Annotated in this window: 13 protein-coding genes and 1 tRNA gene; 7 read left to right on the forward strand and 7 right to left on the reverse strand. The window is 71.2% G+C overall.

Translation table 11 applies throughout. From position 1 onward, the window contains the following. Positions 1-104 precede the first annotated feature (104 nt). Positions 105-180, reverse strand: a tRNA-Met gene (locus tag MSA03_RS14305). A gap of 89 nt (positions 181-269) precedes the next feature. Next, entirely contained in the window at positions 270-671 is a 402-nt protein-coding gene (locus MSA03_RS03725; protein ID WP_028497304.1) for a YccF domain-containing protein, read from the reverse strand. Between the two features lie 94 nt (positions 672-765). Here MSA03_RS03725 and MSA03_RS03730 point away from each other — a divergent pair, with 94 nt between their 5' ends. The 4 genes from MSA03_RS03730 to MSA03_RS03745 are packed head-to-tail and all read left to right on the forward strand — an operon-like array spanning position 766 to position 4631. After that, positions 766-1938: a PP2C family protein-serine/threonine phosphatase gene (locus MSA03_RS03730; RefSeq protein WP_147049671.1), complete on the forward strand. Its 1173-nt coding sequence runs from the start codon at positions 766-768 to the stop codon at positions 1936-1938. Then, positions 1935-3893 carry a glycosyltransferase family 2 protein gene (locus MSA03_RS03735; protein WP_147049672.1) on the forward strand — a complete coding sequence of 653 codons (1959 nt, stop codon included), beginning with the start codon at positions 1935-1937 and terminating at the stop codon, positions 3891-3893. Before MSA03_RS03730 ends, MSA03_RS03735 begins: the two co-directional genes overlap by 4 nt. After that, on the forward strand, positions 3890-4222 hold the full coding sequence (locus MSA03_RS03740; protein WP_147049673.1) for an STAS domain-containing protein: 333 nt from the start codon (positions 3890-3892) through the stop codon (positions 4220-4222). The genes MSA03_RS03735 and MSA03_RS03740 overlap by 4 nt, the downstream gene beginning before the upstream one ends. Beyond that, positions 4212-4631: an ATP-binding protein gene (locus MSA03_RS03745; protein WP_147049674.1), complete on the forward strand. Its 420-nt coding sequence runs from the start codon at positions 4212-4214 to the stop codon at positions 4629-4631. The genes MSA03_RS03740 and MSA03_RS03745 overlap by 11 nt, the downstream gene beginning before the upstream one ends. A 91-nt stretch (positions 4632-4722) precedes the next feature. Here MSA03_RS03745 and MSA03_RS03750 read toward each other — a convergent pair whose 3' ends face one another. Beyond that, positions 4723-6210 carry a serine/threonine-protein kinase gene (locus MSA03_RS03750; protein WP_244946309.1) on the reverse strand — a complete coding sequence of 496 codons (1488 nt, stop codon included), beginning with the start codon at positions 6208-6210 and terminating at the stop codon, positions 4723-4725. Between the two features lie 119 nt (positions 6211-6329). Then, positions 6330-7862: a M16 family metallopeptidase gene (locus MSA03_RS03755; RefSeq protein ID WP_147049675.1), complete on the reverse strand. Its 1533-nt coding sequence runs from the start codon at positions 7860-7862 to the stop codon at positions 6330-6332. 96 nt (positions 7863-7958) lie between these two features. Here MSA03_RS03755 and MSA03_RS03760 point away from each other — a divergent pair, with 96 nt between their 5' ends. From MSA03_RS03760 to ligD, 3 genes are all read left to right on the forward strand, one after another. Continuing rightward, positions 7959-10403, forward strand: a complete 2445-nt coding sequence (locus tag MSA03_RS03760) for an ATP-dependent helicase (protein WP_028497310.1) — start codon at positions 7959-7961, stop codon at positions 10401-10403. Positions 10404-10477: 74 nt separating this feature from the next. Next, positions 10478-11476 carry an SseB family protein gene (locus tag MSA03_RS03765; protein ID WP_147049676.1) on the forward strand — a complete coding sequence of 333 codons (999 nt, stop codon included), beginning with the start codon at positions 10478-10480 and terminating at the stop codon, positions 11474-11476. A gap of 54 nt (positions 11477-11530) precedes the next feature. Further along, a complete protein-coding gene (gene ligD / locus MSA03_RS03770) occupies positions 11531-12556 on the forward strand; it encodes a non-homologous end-joining DNA ligase (protein ID WP_028497312.1) in 1026 nt (341 codons plus the stop codon). A gap of 3 nt (positions 12557-12559) precedes the next feature. On the opposite strand, the gene MSA03_RS03775 is transcribed toward ligD, so the two are convergent. The 3 genes from MSA03_RS03775 to MSA03_RS03785 form a co-directional block, all read right to left on the reverse strand. Further along, on the reverse strand, positions 12560-13750 hold the full coding sequence (locus MSA03_RS03775) for an AI-2E family transporter (protein WP_051526436.1): 1191 nt from the start codon (positions 13748-13750) through the stop codon (positions 12560-12562). A gap of 32 nt (positions 13751-13782) precedes the next feature. Beyond that, positions 13783-15093 (reverse strand): threonine/serine exporter family protein, encoded by a 1311-nt coding sequence (locus MSA03_RS03780; protein ID WP_028497313.1) that lies wholly within the window; start codon positions 15091-15093, stop codon positions 13783-13785. Between the two features lie 195 nt (positions 15094-15288). Further along, positions 15289-15845 (reverse strand): ATP dependent DNA ligase (locus MSA03_RS03785; protein ID WP_443093794.1); only part of this gene is annotated, 557 nt, incomplete at its 5' end.

Below are 15845 nucleotides of genomic sequence, written 5' to 3' on the forward strand. Positions count from 1 at the left end.
CGCTGTGCTCGGAGTGTGTCCAATTGGCGTCCAGGCGGTTATCGTCGGGCGGGGAGAAGTGGCCGCGACCCCTTGAAAACATTGGGATAGCGTGCGTTCGCGAATGGACGCGGCGTGGGGAGTCGAACCCGCAACGCACCCGGGTATGAGCCGGTGCCCGGGACCACCCGGGTCGCCGCGATGGATCGACGCTAACCCGGACCTGCGGCTCCCGTCCGTGGCGTGACACGCGGTGTCTCACCGTGACGCCGTGTTGCGGCATCCCGTTGTCAGCGAAGAGGGCGGTCGAACGCGCCCTGACGCGTCGAAACGATGTCTTTGCCGAGGGGCATGAGCGAGATCGGGATCATCTTGAAGTCGGCGAGCGCGAGCGGAATGCCGATGATCGTGATGAACAGCGCGATGCCGGAGAGCAGGTGCCCGATCGCCAGCCAGATCCCGGCGAAGACGACCCAGATCACGTTGCCGATGAAGGAGCCGACGCCCGCGCCCGGCTTGTCGACGATCATGCGGCCGAACGGCCACAGCACGTAGTTGGCGGTCCGGAACGACGCGATCGCCCACGGGATCGTGATGATCGGGATGCACAGCAGCACGCCGGCGAGGACGTATCCGAGGAACAGCCAGAATCCGGCCAGGACCAGCCAGATGATGTTCAGCAGGGTGCGCATGCATCCATTGTCGCGCGTGCGTGCCACCGATACATCCGCGCGCAGCGCGGCTCGGCGGCTTGCCAGGAGCCGCCGTTCATACCAGGGTGCAGGTATGGCCTTATTGGAGCAACCCGTCGACTCCGAGGTGGTGCGCCAGCGAGCCCTTGAGGCCCTCGAGATCCTCGACACCCCGCGCGATGAACGCGTCGATCGCATCACCCGGCTCGCACACGAGTTCTTCGACGTGCCGATGGTGAGTGTGTCGCTGCTCGACCGCGACCGGCAGTGGCGGCTCTCGGAGTACGGCTTCGACGGTGAGCGCGAAGCGCCGCGGGCGGACTCGTTCTGCGACGCCACCGTCGGCAAGGGCAGCATGCTCGTCGTCGAGGACGCCACCGTCGACGCCGACTTCGCCACCAACCCGTTCGTGACGGGCGACCCTCATCTGCGGTTCTACGCCGGTCAGCCGCTTGAGGCCCCGGGTGGCGAGACGGTCGGAACCCTCTGCCTCATCGACACGAAACCACGGCAGCTCAGCACCAAGCAGCGCGAACTCCTGCGTGAGCTCGCGTCCTGGGTGCAGGCCGAGATCGCTCGGGAGTATGAACTCGATCAGGCCGCCGTGGTCCAGAGGGCGTTGCTGCCGCGCCGCACGCCCGCCCTCCCCGGCTACACGCTCGCGGCCGCCGCGGTGCCGGCCGGGCAGGTGATGGGTGACCTGTACGACTGGGAGGTCCACGGCACCCGCCTCCGCCTGACCCTCGCGGACGTCATGGGAAAGGGCATCGGGGCGGGCATGATCGCCGCCGGCGTGCGGGCATCCCTGCGCACGGCGCCGGATCGCCCGCTGCTGGAGGCCGTGCGCGACGTCGACCGCATGCTCGCGCGCGACCTCGACGACCTGCACATGTTCGTCACGGCGCTGCATGCCGACCTGGATGCGGAGTCCGGCCGGGTCAGGTTCGTCGACGCCGGTCACAGCCTCGCTTTCATCCTCCGCGGCGATGACACCTGGGAGTCGCTGCGTTCCACGGGCCTGCCGCTCGGAATGGGCATCGATGAGGAGCGCGCAGTGGGGGAGGCCGTCCTCGAGCCCGGCGACATCCTGATGTGCTGCAGCGACGGACTGCTGGACGTGCTCGATCCCGCAGATCCCTTCGGCCACGTCCGCCGCACCCTGCGAGAGGCGGGTCCCGCCGGCGCCGTCGCGGAGGCTGTCCGCATCGCACGCGCAGCGAAGGCGCCCGACGACGTCACCGTCGTCGTCGTGGGGCGCGACGGATGACGGCCCGCTTCGTCCTCATCCGGATCCTCGCGCTGCTGTCGGTACTCCTCGGCGTCAACTATGTGGCGTGGCGCTGGCTCGCTTCCGTGAACTGGGAGGCTTGGTGGATCGCGGTACCGCTCGTCATCGCCGAGACCTACAGCCTCATCGACACGATCCTCTTCGCGGTGACCATGTGGCGCGCCAGAGACCGGCCGGCCCCCCGCTCCGCGCCCACCGGAACAGCCGATGTCCTCATCGCCACGTACAACGAGCCGATCGAGATGGTCATGGCGACCGCGCTCGCCGCCCAGCGCATCCGCTACCCGCACGAGACCTGGATCCTCGATGACGGCGCTCGCCCGGAGATGGAGGCCGCCGCTCAGGCCGCCGGGGTGGGCTACATCACGCGCTCCGCAGACTGGGTCGGCAAGCCCCGACACGCGAAGGCGGGGAATCTCAACAACGCCCTGCTGCAGACCGACGGGGAGTTCCTCCTCATCCTGGACGCCGACCAGGTGCCCGATCCGATGATCCTCGACCGCACGCTGGGGTACTTCGCCGACGATCTCGAGGTCGCGCTCGTGCAGACGCCGCAGTGGTTCGTCAACGTGGACGAAGCCGACCCGCTCGGCAGCCAGGCGCCGCTGTTCTACGGGCCGATCCAGCAGGGCAAGGACGGCTGGAACGCCGCGTTCTTCTGCGGATCGAACGCCGTGCTGCGCCGGGATGCGCTCATGCAGCTCGGGATCGTGGGCTACGTCCGCAACCTGGAGCAGTCGGTCGCGACCGCGCTGCGCGCAGCGCGACGGATGCTGCAGCGCGCGGTCGCCGACCGATCCGCCCCGCCCGACGTGACCGCCGAACTCGTCCGTCTGCAGGACGTCGTCGAGCGTGCCCGTGCCGACGCGGCATCCGGCACACCGATCGCCGACGTGACCTACAACGTGCACAGCGCCATCCAGGAGTCATCCCGGCGGCTCGTGACGTCCGATCTCCGGGCGGCACGCGCCGACCTCACGGCGATCGCCGAGCTGCCCGTGCAGCATGACGCCGAACTCGACGCGTTCATCGTCGACGAGACGGCGCTGGATGCGCTCGCCGTGCGGGAGCTGTCGCCGCTCGGTGCCGTGGCCGCCGTCGACGCTCTCATCGAGGCACTCCGCATCGACCGCCCCGATGAGGCGCAGCCCGTGCAGCCGCTCGCCACCATCTCCATCACCGAGGACATGGCCACCGCCATGCAGCTGCACTCGCTCGGGTGGCGGAGCGTCTACCACCACGAGATCCTCGCGCACGGACTCGCACCCGAAGACCTGCGGACGATGCTGAAGCAGCGGCTCCGCTGGGCCCAGGGCACGATGCAGGTGCTGCTGCGCGACAACCCGCTCATGAAGAAGGGGCTCGCCGCCGGGCAGCGGCTCATGTACTTCGCGACGATGTGGAGCTACCTGTCCGGCTTCGCCGCGGTCGTCTACATCGCCGCGCCCATCATCTACCTCCTGTTCGGCGTCCTGCCGGTCACGGCGTGGACGGTCGATTTCTTCGCGCGCTTCCTGCCCTACTTCCTCATCAACCAGGTGCTCTTCGTCGTGGTGGCGAAGGGGATCCGGACCTGGCGGGGACAGCAGTACTCCCTCGCACTGTTCCCGATCTGGATCAAGGCGTGCACGACGGCGTTCGCCGACGTGGTGCTCGGCAAGTCGCTGAGCTTCGTGGTCACACGGAAGGACGGACGGGCGGCCGGCGGCCCGCCATGGCGCGAGATCTGGCCGCAACTGACGGCGATGGCCCTGCTGAGCGTCGCCCTCGTCGTCGGCGTCGGCCGCGTCATCGTCGGAACGGGCGACGGCACCGGCACGCTCGTGAACTCCGTCTGGGTGCTCTACGACCTGGCGGTGCTGAGCGTCATCATCCAGGCCGTGCGGTATCGCGGCTACACCCCCCGGACGCTCGACGAGAGGGCAGACGTATGAACATCACCGTCCACACCGTGAACGGCGCGGCCGTCGTCGCCGTGGCAGGCAGGCTCACCGCGACCGGAGCTCCCCGGCTGCGGCAGGCCGTCGAGGACGCCGTCGCCGCCGGCACCCCCCGCGTCGTCATCGACATGAGCGACACGGAGTTCATCGACTCCTCCGGCCTCGGCGCGCTCATCGGCGGTCTCAAATCGACGCGACTGGCAGACGGCGACCTCCGCATCGCGGCGGTGCCGGAGGCCGTGCGTCGGGTCCTCAAGCTGACGAACCTCGACCGCGTGCTCCGCGAATACCCGTCGGCGGAGGCGGCGTTCGATGGGCAGTGATGCGCTCGCGAGCGAGTACATCGAAGGCCCCGCCGACCTGACGCTCGTCGACGCGGTCCACGACGCGCTCGAGGACCTCTGGCGCCGCGTGCCGGAGGTGTCGGACGAAGATCGGATGCTGTTCGCCCTGGCGGTCAGCGAGGTGGCCACGAACGTCGTGGAGCACGCGGAAGGCCCCGAGCATGCCACGGTCACCGTCCGGCTGGAGGTCGACGCGGCCATGCTCACCGCCGTCATGACCGACGACGCCGACCCCGCGCTGATCCGCCTCGATCGCGTGGCGATGCCGGGGGAGGATGCCGAATCCGGCCGGGGCCTCGCGCTCGCGCTCGCCGCGCTGGATGACCTGGAGCATGATCCGGGGGACGGCAACGTCTGGCGGCTGCGCCGGCGCCGCCGCGACGCCTGAGGCCACGGCGTCGGCGCGCTCGCGGCGCCGAAAAACCACATCCCGCATGAGAAACCACTGTGGCGGTGTTTCTCATGCGGGATGTGGTTTCTCAGGGCGTCTTGCCGGGCTTCTGCGCGTCACGCGCGGCCTTGTCGGCCGCGCGCTGCTGGGCCGCCTGCTCCTTCGCGGCGTCGCGCGCGGCCTGCTCGGCGGCCTTCTGGGCGTCGCGGGCGGCCTGCTCGGCGGCTTTCTGCTCGTTCTGCGCGGCCTGCTCTGCGGCCTTTTCCGCTTCGCGGGCCGCCTTCTCGGCCTCGCGGGCCGCAGCCGTGGCATCCTCCGCCGGGTCGCTCGGCGTGCTCTGCCGGACGTCGCCGGCGGGCAGGATGGGCTCCACCTCGTCCTCGGTGACCGCCTCCTGCACGGAGCTGACCGAGGGCGCAGGCGTGGGTCCCACCGCCGGAGCCACGCCGGACTGCAGGTGCATGCCACCCACCCACAGGCCGACCTGGAGGAACAGCAGGGCGCCGGCCGCGGCGAGCGGGAGCAGCACCGCCGCCCGCCGGCCGCGGCGGCGCGGCATCGGCGCGACGGCCGCGGTGGCCGGGTCGCCGGTCTGCGGAGGAGTGTCGACCGGCGCGGAGGCCGGCGCGTCGCCGGAGACGGCGGCCGCCGCCGGGAGCCCTGCCGGCAGCGCGAGGGGGACGGTCTCGGGCGGGTGGCCCTCGACCGCCGCTGTCGAGACCGGTGCCGGCGCCACGGAGACGGGCAACCCGGCGACGCGATCGAGCACCTCGAGTGCGGTCGGTCGCGCCGCGGGATCGGTCGCGGTCATGTCCTGCAGCAGTTCGGCCCAGTCCCGTCCCATCCAGTCGGGGATGACGGGTTCCTCGATGAGCCGCGTCATGACGGCGCCGATACCGGACGCGTGCGGGAATGCGCGGTGCCCGGTGAGGGCTTCGAGGAGCATGAGGCCGAGCGAGTAGATGTCGGCCGGCCCGCCGGCGGGTTCGCCGCGCACCTGCTCCGGGGCGAGGTACGCCGCGGTTCCGATGATGAGGCCGGGAGTGGTGAGCCGTGTGGAGTCAGCGAGGTAGGCGACCCCGAAGTCCGCGAGCTTCGCGCGGTGCCGGCGTCCCGGCAGCGACGTCGGCGCGAGGAGCACGTTGGAGGGCTTTATGTCGCGGTGCACGATCCCCGCGTCGTGCACGACGTGCAGCGCGGCGGCGAGCTCGGCGGCGATCGCCGCCACCTCGCCGGCCGCCATCGGCCCCTTCGCGAGCTCCCCGGCGAGGGAGGGGCCGTCGACGAGCTCCATGACCAGGTACTCGGGCTTGCCGGGCACGATGCTCGCGTCGAAGAGCGTCACCAGCGACGGATGGTTGAGCGAGGCCAGCAGTGCCATCTCCATGCGCGCACGTTCCGGCGTGGCGTGGGCATCGGCATCCCCGCGCAGCATCTTGATCGCGACCGTGCGGCCCAGCTGGAGATCCTCGGCCCGGAACACCCGTGCCATGCCGCCCTGGCCGATGCACGCGCCGAGCTGGTAGCGACCGTCGAGCAGCGCCGCCGTTGCCATCTCCTCCACCGGCTGTGTCACGTCGATCCTCCCCAAAATCCGCCCGAGGGGCGCGATGGATGCGACGCTACCGGCGCGGGGTCAAAGCGACTTCCGGGTTGACTTCGGCGTGGTTTCCTGCAAGACGGGGGAGTGGCAGGTCACGCGGGAAGCGGCGTCTCCAGGTCGACGCCGGCCTGCACGTCGCCGGGGATGCGCGTTCCCAGCAGGTCGTGCAGCTTGGCCGCACCGCGCCACTGGTCGAGGTCGACGATCATGAAGTGCCCTTCACGACCGACGAGACACCAGAAGCGCTGCCCTTCCGAGTAGAGGGCCACCGGCATGCTGTCGAAGCGCACCTCCATGGTCCCCGCGCTGGAGGCGAAGGTCACGCGTTCGAGGTCGACGAACAGGCTGGCTCCGCGCAGGCCGCGGAACGCGCGGCCGCCGAAGACCTCGACCTCCGCGGGCATGACGTGCCGCACCCAGTCCCCCCGGGAGAGGGTGACGGCGAGCGGTGTGGGGTCTTCCGCCGGCGGCATGCCCAGCGCGGCCGTGACCTCGTCGTCGTCCGGGAGCGGGGTGTCGCCGGCGAACGTGATGAAGCGGGTCGTCATGGCGTCGGCGATCACCCGCTGGACGTCTGCGGCCGTGACGGCGTGCAGGTCGACGGCCTCCACATCGTCGCGTTCGCGGCGACCGCGGAGCACGCCGGCGGCGATCGCGTCCAGCTGCGCGGCCTGCGCCAGCGGGTCGTCGTCGGCGGCATCCCACGCCTCGATCTGCTCACGAATCGCGGCCTCGTCCGGTCCCGTTTCGGCGAGCTCACGGAGCAGCTCGACGGCGCCCGTCGCCGCCGCGAGGGCGTCCTCGGCGCGGGGATCCATCGCATACCCGACGAAGGTGGCGCCCGCACCGAGGGGGAAGGCGAAGCCGTTCACGGAGTACACCAGGTGCCGCTCGGTCCGCAGCCGCCCGAGTAGGGCGTCCTCCAGCAGGGTCCGCGCGACCGCGGTGTGCGCGGCATCCGGGGAGCGCAGGACGAGCGAGAGGACGAGGGGGACCTCGCCGTTGGGGATCCACGCCTCATGCCGGATCGGCTCCGGGGGCGTCCGCTCCGGGACGGGCCGCGCGGGGGGCAGCGAGAGCGTGAAGCCGTCGGGGATCGGTCCGGTGAAGGTCAGCGCGGCGTTGCCGGCGTGCAGCCAGGTGTCCGCGAAGCGCAGCGCGTCGGCCCGGGTGTGGGAGCGGTGGGCGGGACTTCCGAAATCGAGCAGCCCGAGCGACTGGTTCCCGAACCGGTCGATGAGGTTCCCGCGGCCGATGCGCTCGTCGCCCTGACCGAGCTCGGCGGAGATGATCCGCCGCTGCTCGAGGACGTCATCGGCCGTGATCTCGTGCAGGGACGACACCGCGGCGGCCACGCGCGTCAGGAAGTCGCCGACCTGCGCGGGGGAGCCCTGCGCGAAGAACGCGATGACCTCGTCGGAGGTCGTGGCATTGTGCGTGACAGCGACCTTTCCCACGCGCTTCATGATCAGGTGCTCGAGCAGATGCGCTGTCCCGGCGCTGCGCGCGGTCTCGTCGCGCAGGCCCACGCCGAAGACGAGCGTCCCCGTGAAGGTCGTGGCGATATCGGACACATAGGCGGGGAGGCCGGCGACGTCGAGGACGCGGATGGCGGGCGAGGGCATGGGCCCATCCTGGCCGACCGGCGGGCTCCCGCCCGGCACCCGGCGTGCGAGACACGCCGACCGGACGTCGGCGGCCGCGCCTAGACTTGAGGGGACATGAGTGACCCGATCAAACCAGTCATCGTCGGGGCAGCACGCACCGGCACGCGTGCCGACGACGACCTCCTGAAGGGACTCAATCCACCGCAGCGCGAAGCGGTCACCTATCGCGGGCAGGCGCTGCTCATCGTCGCGGGCGCCGGGTCGGGGAAGACCCGCGTCCTGACCCACCGCATCGCGTCGCTGCTGCGCGGCCGGGAGGCGTGGCCGAGCCAGATCCTCGCGATCACCTTCACCAACAAGGCCGCCGGTGAGATGCGCGAGCGCGTCGCGCAGCTCATCGGGGACAGCGCGCAGGGCATGTGGATCTCGACGTTCCACTCCGCGTGCGTGCGGATCCTCCGCCGCGAGGCGCAGCAGTTCGGCTTCACGAAGAGCTTCACCATCTACGACTCCGGCGACTCGCGCGCGCTCATCAAGCGACTCGTCAAAGAGCATGAAGCGGATGCCTTCGGCCTGACCCCGGCATCCGTCCAGGGCCGCATCTCGAAGCTGAAGAACGAGCTCGCCGACGCCGAATCGTTCGCGCGGACCGCGAACATGTCCGACCCCGCCGAGCGGCTTTTCGTCGAGATCTTCGCGGACTACCAGCGCGCGCTGCAGCGGGCGAACGCGTTCGACTTCGACGACCTCATCGCACAGACCGTCTACCTCTTCCGTGCGTTCCCGCACGTCGCGGACGTGTACCGGCGCCGGTTCCGCCACATCCTCGTGGACGAGTACCAGGACACGAACCACGCGCAGTACGCGCTCATCCGCGAGCTGACCCGTCCGGTCGTCGGCAAGGCGGGCGACGCGTTCTCCAGCGGCGGCATGATGATCTTCGAGCCGGAGCAGGCACCCGAGATGGAGGGTGCGTCGCTCACGGTCGTCGGCGACTCCGATCAGTCCATCTACGCCTTCCGCGGCGCGGACATCCGCAACATCACCGAGTTCGAGCGCGACTACCCGGGCGCGAAGGTCGTGCTGCTGGAGCAGAACTACCGTTCGACGCAGAACATCCTCTCCGCGGCGAACGCCGTCATCGGCAACAACTTCGACCGCAAGGACAAGAAGCTGTGGACCGACGTCGGCGCGGGGGAGCCGATCATCGGCTTCACCGGCTACTCGCAGCACGATGAGGCGCAGTTCGTGGCGGACGAGGTCGAGGCGATCCGGAAGGCCGGCGTCGAGTACTCGCAGATGGCCGTCTTCTACCGCACGAACTCGCAGTCCCGCGCGCTGGAGGAGATCTTCATCCGCTCGGCCGTGCCGTACAAGATCATGGGCGGCACGAAGTTCTACGACCGCGCCGAGATCAAGGACGCCATGGCGTACCTCATCGCCGTCGCGAACCCGGCGGACGAGCTCTCGGTCCGCCGCATCCTGAACCGGCCGCGCCGCGGCATCGGCGATGTGACCGAGACCGCGATCGCCCGCTACGCGGCGGAGGAGGGCATCACCTTCCGCGACGCCCTGGCCAACGCGTCGGCGCTGGGCGTCGGCCCGAAGATCCAGCAGGCGATCGTGCGCCTGGACGCGGTGCTCGCGGAGGCGGCGGAGATCATGCTCCCGTCCTCCGGCGAAGTCGCGCCGCCGACCTCGGTCGCCGAGGGGCTCTCGCTGCTGCTCAACAAGTCGGGCTATCTCGACGCCCTGCGCCAGAGCAAGGACCCGCAGGACGAGGCGCGCGTGGAGAACCTCGACGAGCTCGTCGCGGTGACCCGCGAGTTCGCGCGCAACAATCCCGACGGGACGCTGCTGGATTTCCTCACCGAGGTCGCGCTCGTCTCGGATGCCGACGATCTCTCGGATGCCAGCGGCTCGGTCTCGCTCATGACGATGCACACCGCGAAGGGCCTGGAGTACGACGCGGTCTTCGTCACAGGCGTCGAAGAGGACCTCATCCCGCACCGCATCTCGGCGGGGGAGCCGGGCGGACCGCAGGAGGAGCGGCGCCTCTTCTACGTCGCCCTCACCCGCGCCCGGAAGCGCCTGTACCTCTCGCTGGCCATGACGCGGGCGCAGTTCGGCGAGGTCACCGTGGCCATGCCGAGCCGGTTCCTGCAGGAGATCCCGCACGAGCTGATCGACTGGCGCCAGTCGCCGGGCGATGTGAACTCCCGTGGCGGCATGCAGTCCCGGGCGCTGAACGCGCGCCGTCCCGGCGGCGGGGGCGGCTTCGGCGGCGGCGGGAAGCGCTACGGCGACGACCTCGTCCCTCTTCCCCCGCGCGAGAAGAGCGGCTCGATCGAGAAGTTCGCGAACCGCATCCCGGCGAAGGTGCGCGACAACGGCGATCTCGAGCTCGGTGCGGGCGACCGCATCCGCCATGACGATTTCGGCGAAGGGCGCGTCGACATGGTCACCGGCGAGGGGGCGAAGCGCGTGGCGCACGTCCGGTTCGACACCGCCGGCCCGAAGAAGCTCCTCATCAAGATCGCGCCGATCAGCAAGCTGTAGGCGGCGCGTGAGGATCCCCGACGATCGCGCGAGCTCCCGGGAGTCGCCGATGCGCAGCGGGTTAGGCTCGCAGGATGGCCCTCTTCTCCCGCCGTCCGAAGCCCGCCGAGACGCCGGCTCCTCCGTCGGCCGCTGAGCCGGCCGCGGCCCCGACCGACGCGCAGCCCGCCATCGTGCTGCCGGACGAGATCATCCCCCAGGTGGGCATCTCCGTCTCCACGTTCGGGCAGGCCGCGAGTGCGCCCCCGGTGATCCGCCCGGCCGCCGAAGCGCCCCCGCGCAGCGAGACGGTGCCCGGCATGCCCGACAACGTCGTGCTGCGCGCCGCGCTCGCCGCGCTTCCGGAGAAGCCGCAGAACCTCGACGTCATGAACGTCATGCGGCAGGCGCTGCAGGGCCACCTCTACCTGCGGGTGCGCGGCGACGCCCGCACGCTCGTCGCGGAGGGCAAGCCGCTCTCGCTCGCCGTCTCGACGATCGAGGACAAGCGCTTCCTCCTCGCCTACACCGGTGGCGAGCCGCTGCAGTCCGCCGTCCGCGCCGACGGTGACAGCGGCACGTCCGCGCTCGGTCAGCCCGTGGGGGTCGTCTTCGCGAACGCCCTGGCGGGCGACTACGCGGGCATGATCCTGGACCACGCGACCGCCGGCGGCCGGATCGTGCTCCCGATCGAGCTCATCCGCAAGGCGCTCGAGGAGGGCGACCCCGAGCTGACCCTCAAGAACCTCCTCGGCCGCCCCCGCGACCAGAAGACGGCGGTGGACGTGGCTGAGGCCCTGAGCCGCGTCAAGCTGTGGGTCGCGGCCGGCCCGGCCGACGAGAACGGCCGTTTCGGTCTGGCCGAGGCCCGGACGCCCGACGGAGCACGGACGCTCGAGGTGTTCTCCCATCCGCTCGAGGTCATCGCGATGCGTCGCGGCGACCGGCCCCTGCCGCTGACCGGCGCGCAGCTGCACGCCGCGGTGATGGGCGATCCGGCCATCACAGGCGTCGTCGTCGACCCGGCCGGCCCCTGGATCAGGCTAGACCGTGAGGCGCTGCTCGCGGCGCTCGCCCCCGGCGACGCGGGCTGAGTCGACGCGCCACCCCCTCGACCCGTGTCGAGCGCTCCGCCTAGGGTGGGGCGCATGGCGACTGAGCGGACGACGGTGACGGTGCCCGGACCCCACGGCCCGCAGGACGTGTCGGTCTCCAGTCCCAATCGGATCCTGTGGCCCGAGCTCGGCATCACCAAGCAGGAGCTCGCCGAGTACGTCGCCGCGGTCGCCGACCCGTTCCTGCGGGCGAACGGGCATCGCCCCGTGTCGCTGGAGCGCTTCCCGGACGGGGTCGACGGGGAGAGCTTCTTCTCCAAGAACCCGCCCAAGGGAGCCCCCGACTACGTCGGCGAGGTGATGTGCACCTACAACAGCGGACGCCGTCATCCCCAGGTCGTGCTGGACAACGCCGCGGCGATCGTCTGGGCCGTGCAGATGAACACCGTCGTGTTCCACCCGTGGGCGTCGCTGGCCGCCGACACCGACAACCCGGTGGAGCTGCGCATCGACCTCGATCCGCAGCCGGGCACCGACTTCGCCGACGCCGCCGCGGTCGCGCCCGCCCTCCGCGACGTCCTGCGGGAGGCCGGCCTGGAGGCGTGGCTCAAGACGAGCGGGAACCGCGGCATCCACGTCTTCAGTCCCATCGAGCCGGCCCACGAGTTCCTCGACGTCCGGCACGCCGTCATCGCGGCGGGACGCGAGCTCGAGCGGCGCATGCCCGACCGGGTCACGACGAACTGGTGGAAGGAGGAGCGCGGGCAGCGCATCTTCCTCGACTTCAACCAGGCCAACCGCGACCGGACGATGGCCGGGGCTTACAGTCCCCGTGCCCTCCCGTCCGCGACCGTTGCGACGCCGATCACGTGGGACGAGCTGGCGGCGGGCGTCGACCCCGCCGCGTTCACGGTGCGGACCGTCCCGCAGCGCCTCGCGGACCTCGGCGACCCCTGGGCCGACCTGCAGGCCGCGCCGGGCCGCATCGACACGCTCCTGGAGTGGTGGCAGCGTGACCTCGATGCCGGTCTCGGCGAGCTGCCGTTCCCGCCGGAGTTCCCGAAGATGCCGGGGGAGCCGCCGCGCGTGCAGCCGAGCCGCGCACGCAGCGCGGACTGATCCTCAGGCGATCGGGCGGGTCACCGGCGCGTCCGCGCCGACCTCCTCGCGGTGCTTCGGCCGGGCCCACCGTACGGGCGTGTGCGGTCCGTCCCAGACCTGGATGGCGCCCCACGCCACGGCGGTGATCGGCACGGCGAGGACGGCGCCCACGATGCCGGCGAGGACGGCGCCGACGGTCAGGGCGACGAGCACGACGAACGCATGCAGCTTCATCGACCGGCCCATCAGCACCGGCTGCAGGAAGTTCCCCTCGAGCTGGTTCACGAGCACGACGACACCCACGACGATGAGCGCGACGACCCAGCCGTTCGCGACGAGCGCGACGAGTGCGGCGAGGATGCCGGCGACGGTCGCGCCGACGATCGGGATGAACGCGAGCAGGAAGACCAGGACGGCCAGCGGGATGGCGAGCGGCACCTGGAGGATGAGGAGACCGATCAGGATGCCGATGGCGTCCACGGCCGCGACCGTCGCCGTGCCGCGGACGTACGACCCGAGGGTCTGCACCGTCTTGTCGCCGATGCGCACCGCACGCTCGTAGCTGTCCCCACGGAACGGGCGCAGCAGGAACGCCCACATCTGCGGGCCGTCCTTCAGGAAGAAGAACAGCATCGTCACCATCAGGACGAGACCCGTGATGAAGTTGGCGACCGCGCCGACGCCGGCGAGGGCACCCGACCCGAATTGCGCGCTCGTGACGAAGTCGGTCAGCGACGCGATCCACTCGTCGATCTGCGCCTGGTCGATGTCGATCGGCAGCGTCGCGGTCCACGCGAGCAGGTCCTGGAACCCCTGCTGCGCCTGCGTGTACAGCTCATCCCACTGGTCGCGCACCGCCCAGGCGATGAGCCACGACAGCGCTCCGAGGATCGCCGAGATCGTCAGCAGCGTCAGCAGCGTCGCCACCACCGCCGGGACGCCGCGCCGCCGCATCCACGACATGACCGGGGCGAAGGCGGAGGCGAGGATGAGCGCGATCACGAGCGGGATGGTGACCACGGTGATCTGCTGGATGCCCCAGACCGCGGCGGCCGTGATCGCGACGACGATCATCACCTGCAGGGCGCGGGTCGCGGTGCGCCCGAGGCCGTCGGCCCACAGGCTCCACGGCCGGCCGGGGGCGTCGACGCGCAGCGGCGTGCCGGCGGTGTCGAAGCGGACGGTCTTGGGGGTCGAGCTGAACAATCCCATGGCTCGACGCTAGACGACGCGGCGCCGCGCGGTCATCCTCTGCGCCGAGACCATTCGCGTTCCGTGAGCACCCGCGACACCGTCAGGCCGATCGCGAGGGCGACCACGACGAAGACCGCCTGCACCCCGTTCTGGATCGCGGCCAGCGTGTCGCCGTCGATGACGCCCGCGATCGAGCGGTACGCCGCGGCGCCGGGGACCATGATGAGGACCGCCGGCACCGTGAGCGTCACGCGGGCGGCGCGCATCCGGTCGGAGACGAAGAACGCGCCGAACCCGACCGCGATCGCCGCGACGGCCGCGGCGACGGCGGGCATGGTCCCCGCGTCGACGAGGGCGAGTCGCGCGACGTTGGCGATGGCGCCGAGCGTCGCCGCGACGAGTGCGATCGCCCAGGGCGTGGCGAACAGCGCGGCGAAGCCGAGCACGCCGATGAAGCCGGCGATGAGGCGCACGATCGACAGGACGGGCTCGTCGAAGGCGGGTGCGGCGGTCTGCGAGACCGAGACGCCCACGAGGGCGGCCGTTCCCCAGACGGCCGTCCCGGTGGCGAGGAGGATGAGGCACGCATAGACGACGCGCGCGATCCCGGCGTTGAGGTCGAGGCGGGCGAGGTCGAGGGCACCCGTCACGAGGGGGAACCCCGGGACGAGGTAGAGGACGGCGCTGGTGAGCGCGGCGTCATGCTGCCCGCCCGGCACCCCGGCGAGGTCGAGCAGACCGGCCGCGGCGAGGTAGACGCCCAGGGCGACGAGTGCCGACGTGAACACGAGCAGGAACTCGTTGACGTGGATGCGACCCAGGAGCATCCGCACCCACTGCCCGAGACCGGCCGCGATCCCCACCGCCAGGCACTCCTGCCAGCCGCCGTTGTTGAGCAGCGCGAACGCGGCGCAGGCCAGCGCCGCGGCGAGGATCTTGACGGGGTCCGCGACGCGGCGGGCGCGCTGCTCCACCGCGTCGAGGCGCTCCTGCAGCGATGCCGCGGTGGTCGGCGGCGCGAGATCGTTCGTGAGGCGCTTGAGGTGGGTGAGCCGGTCGGCGTCCACGGCCGGGCGGCCGATCTCGACCACCCGGGTGCGGAACATCTGGCCGCGGCCCGTCGTGGCTACGAGGTCGGTCATCCCGATCCGGGTATGCAGCTGCGCGATCCCGACGGCCTCCGCGGCACGGTGCATGCTGTCGCGCACGCGCGCGGCGGATGCGCCGGCGCCGAGCATCATCGACCCGAGCCGCACGACGGCATCCGTCCGCGCGATGAACTGCACCGGCTCCAGCCGCAGCTCCGCCGTGTGCGACGACTCGCCGGACGGGTCTGCGGGGGGTGCGGACGGGTCGGTCATGACTTGATCCTCGCACCGCCGGACGGGTTCCGCGAAAGGCGTTTATTCACGGCCCGCCGCGGATCTGCGTCACCCGGCCGTGCGTAATGTCATGGGCACAGGACGAGCAGCGGCAGCTGATCGGACGCAGATTTCGGGCCCGCACGACGAGCCGCCGGATCCCGGCGCCGGTGCGGGCCCGATCTGCGTGCGGCGTCAGTCCAGCACGTCGCCGAGGTCGTACGCCGACACCGTCTCCAGCTGGTCGAACCGGCAGGAGCGCGGGTCGCGGTCGGGGCGCCAGCGCTCGAACTGCACGGTGTGCCGGAAGCGCTCGCCCTCCAGCTGGTCGTAGCGCACCTCGAGGACGCGTTCCGGACGCAGCCGGACGAACGAGACGTCCTTCGAGCCGCTGAACCGCGACCGGTCGGTCTCGCCCGTGACGGCGGCACCGTCCTCGTCGCGTTCGACGAGCGGCGCGAGCTCGTCGATGAGCTCGCGGCGACGCGCGTCGCTCCACGCGGCGACGCCGCCGACGCTGCGCAGCGTGCCGGCCGCGTCGTACAGCCCCACCAGCAGCGAGCCGACGCCTTCGCCGCTCTTGTGGATGCGGTACCCGAGCGCGACGACATCCGCGGTGCGGGCGTGCTTGATCTTGAACATCGTGCGCTTGCCGGGAGCGTAGGGCTGTGCGAGCGGTTTGGCGACGACGCCGTCCAGCCCCGCGCCCTCGAACTCCGCGAGCCAGCGGCGGGCGAGATCGCGGTCACGGG

It is taken from the genome of Microbacterium saccharophilum (assembly GCF_007992455.1).
GTDB classification, from domain to species: domain Bacteria; phylum Actinomycetota; class Actinomycetes; order Actinomycetales; family Microbacteriaceae; genus Microbacterium; species Microbacterium saccharophilum.

What these genes read in the sequence shown, in the direction of transcription:
- MSA03_RS03730 (WP_147049671.1), top strand. Translation starts at nt 766, where the DNA reads ATGGCCTTATTGGAGCAACCCGTCGACTCCGAGGTGGTGCGCCAGCGA.
- MSA03_RS03775 (WP_051526436.1), bottom strand. Translation starts at nt 13,750, where the DNA reads ATGGGATTGTTCAGCTCGACCCCCAAGACCGTCCGCTTCGACACCGCC.
- MSA03_RS03740 (WP_147049673.1), top strand. Translation starts at nt 3,890, where the DNA reads ATGAACATCACCGTCCACACCGTGAACGGCGCGGCCGTCGTCGCCGTG.
- MSA03_RS03725 (WP_028497304.1), bottom strand. Translation starts at nt 671, where the DNA reads ATGCGCACCCTGCTGAACATCATCTGGCTGGTCCTGGCCGGATTCTGG.
- ligD (WP_028497312.1), top strand. Translation starts at nt 11,531, where the DNA reads ATGGCGACTGAGCGGACGACGGTGACGGTGCCCGGACCCCACGGCCCG.
- MSA03_RS03760 (WP_028497310.1), top strand. Translation starts at nt 7,959, where the DNA reads ATGAGTGACCCGATCAAACCAGTCATCGTCGGGGCAGCACGCACCGGC.
- MSA03_RS03735 (WP_147049672.1), top strand. Translation starts at nt 1,935, where the DNA reads ATGACGGCCCGCTTCGTCCTCATCCGGATCCTCGCGCTGCTGTCGGTA.
- MSA03_RS03745 (WP_147049674.1), top strand. Translation starts at nt 4,212, where the DNA reads ATGGGCAGTGATGCGCTCGCGAGCGAGTACATCGAAGGCCCCGCCGAC.
- MSA03_RS03765 (WP_147049676.1), top strand. Translation starts at nt 10,478, where the DNA reads ATGGCCCTCTTCTCCCGCCGTCCGAAGCCCGCCGAGACGCCGGCTCCT.
- MSA03_RS03755 (WP_147049675.1), bottom strand. Translation starts at nt 7,862, where the DNA reads ATGCCCTCGCCCGCCATCCGCGTCCTCGACGTCGCCGGCCTCCCCGCC.
- MSA03_RS03780 (WP_028497313.1), bottom strand. Translation starts at nt 15,093, where the DNA reads ATGACCGACCCGTCCGCACCCCCCGCAGACCCGTCCGGCGAGTCGTCG.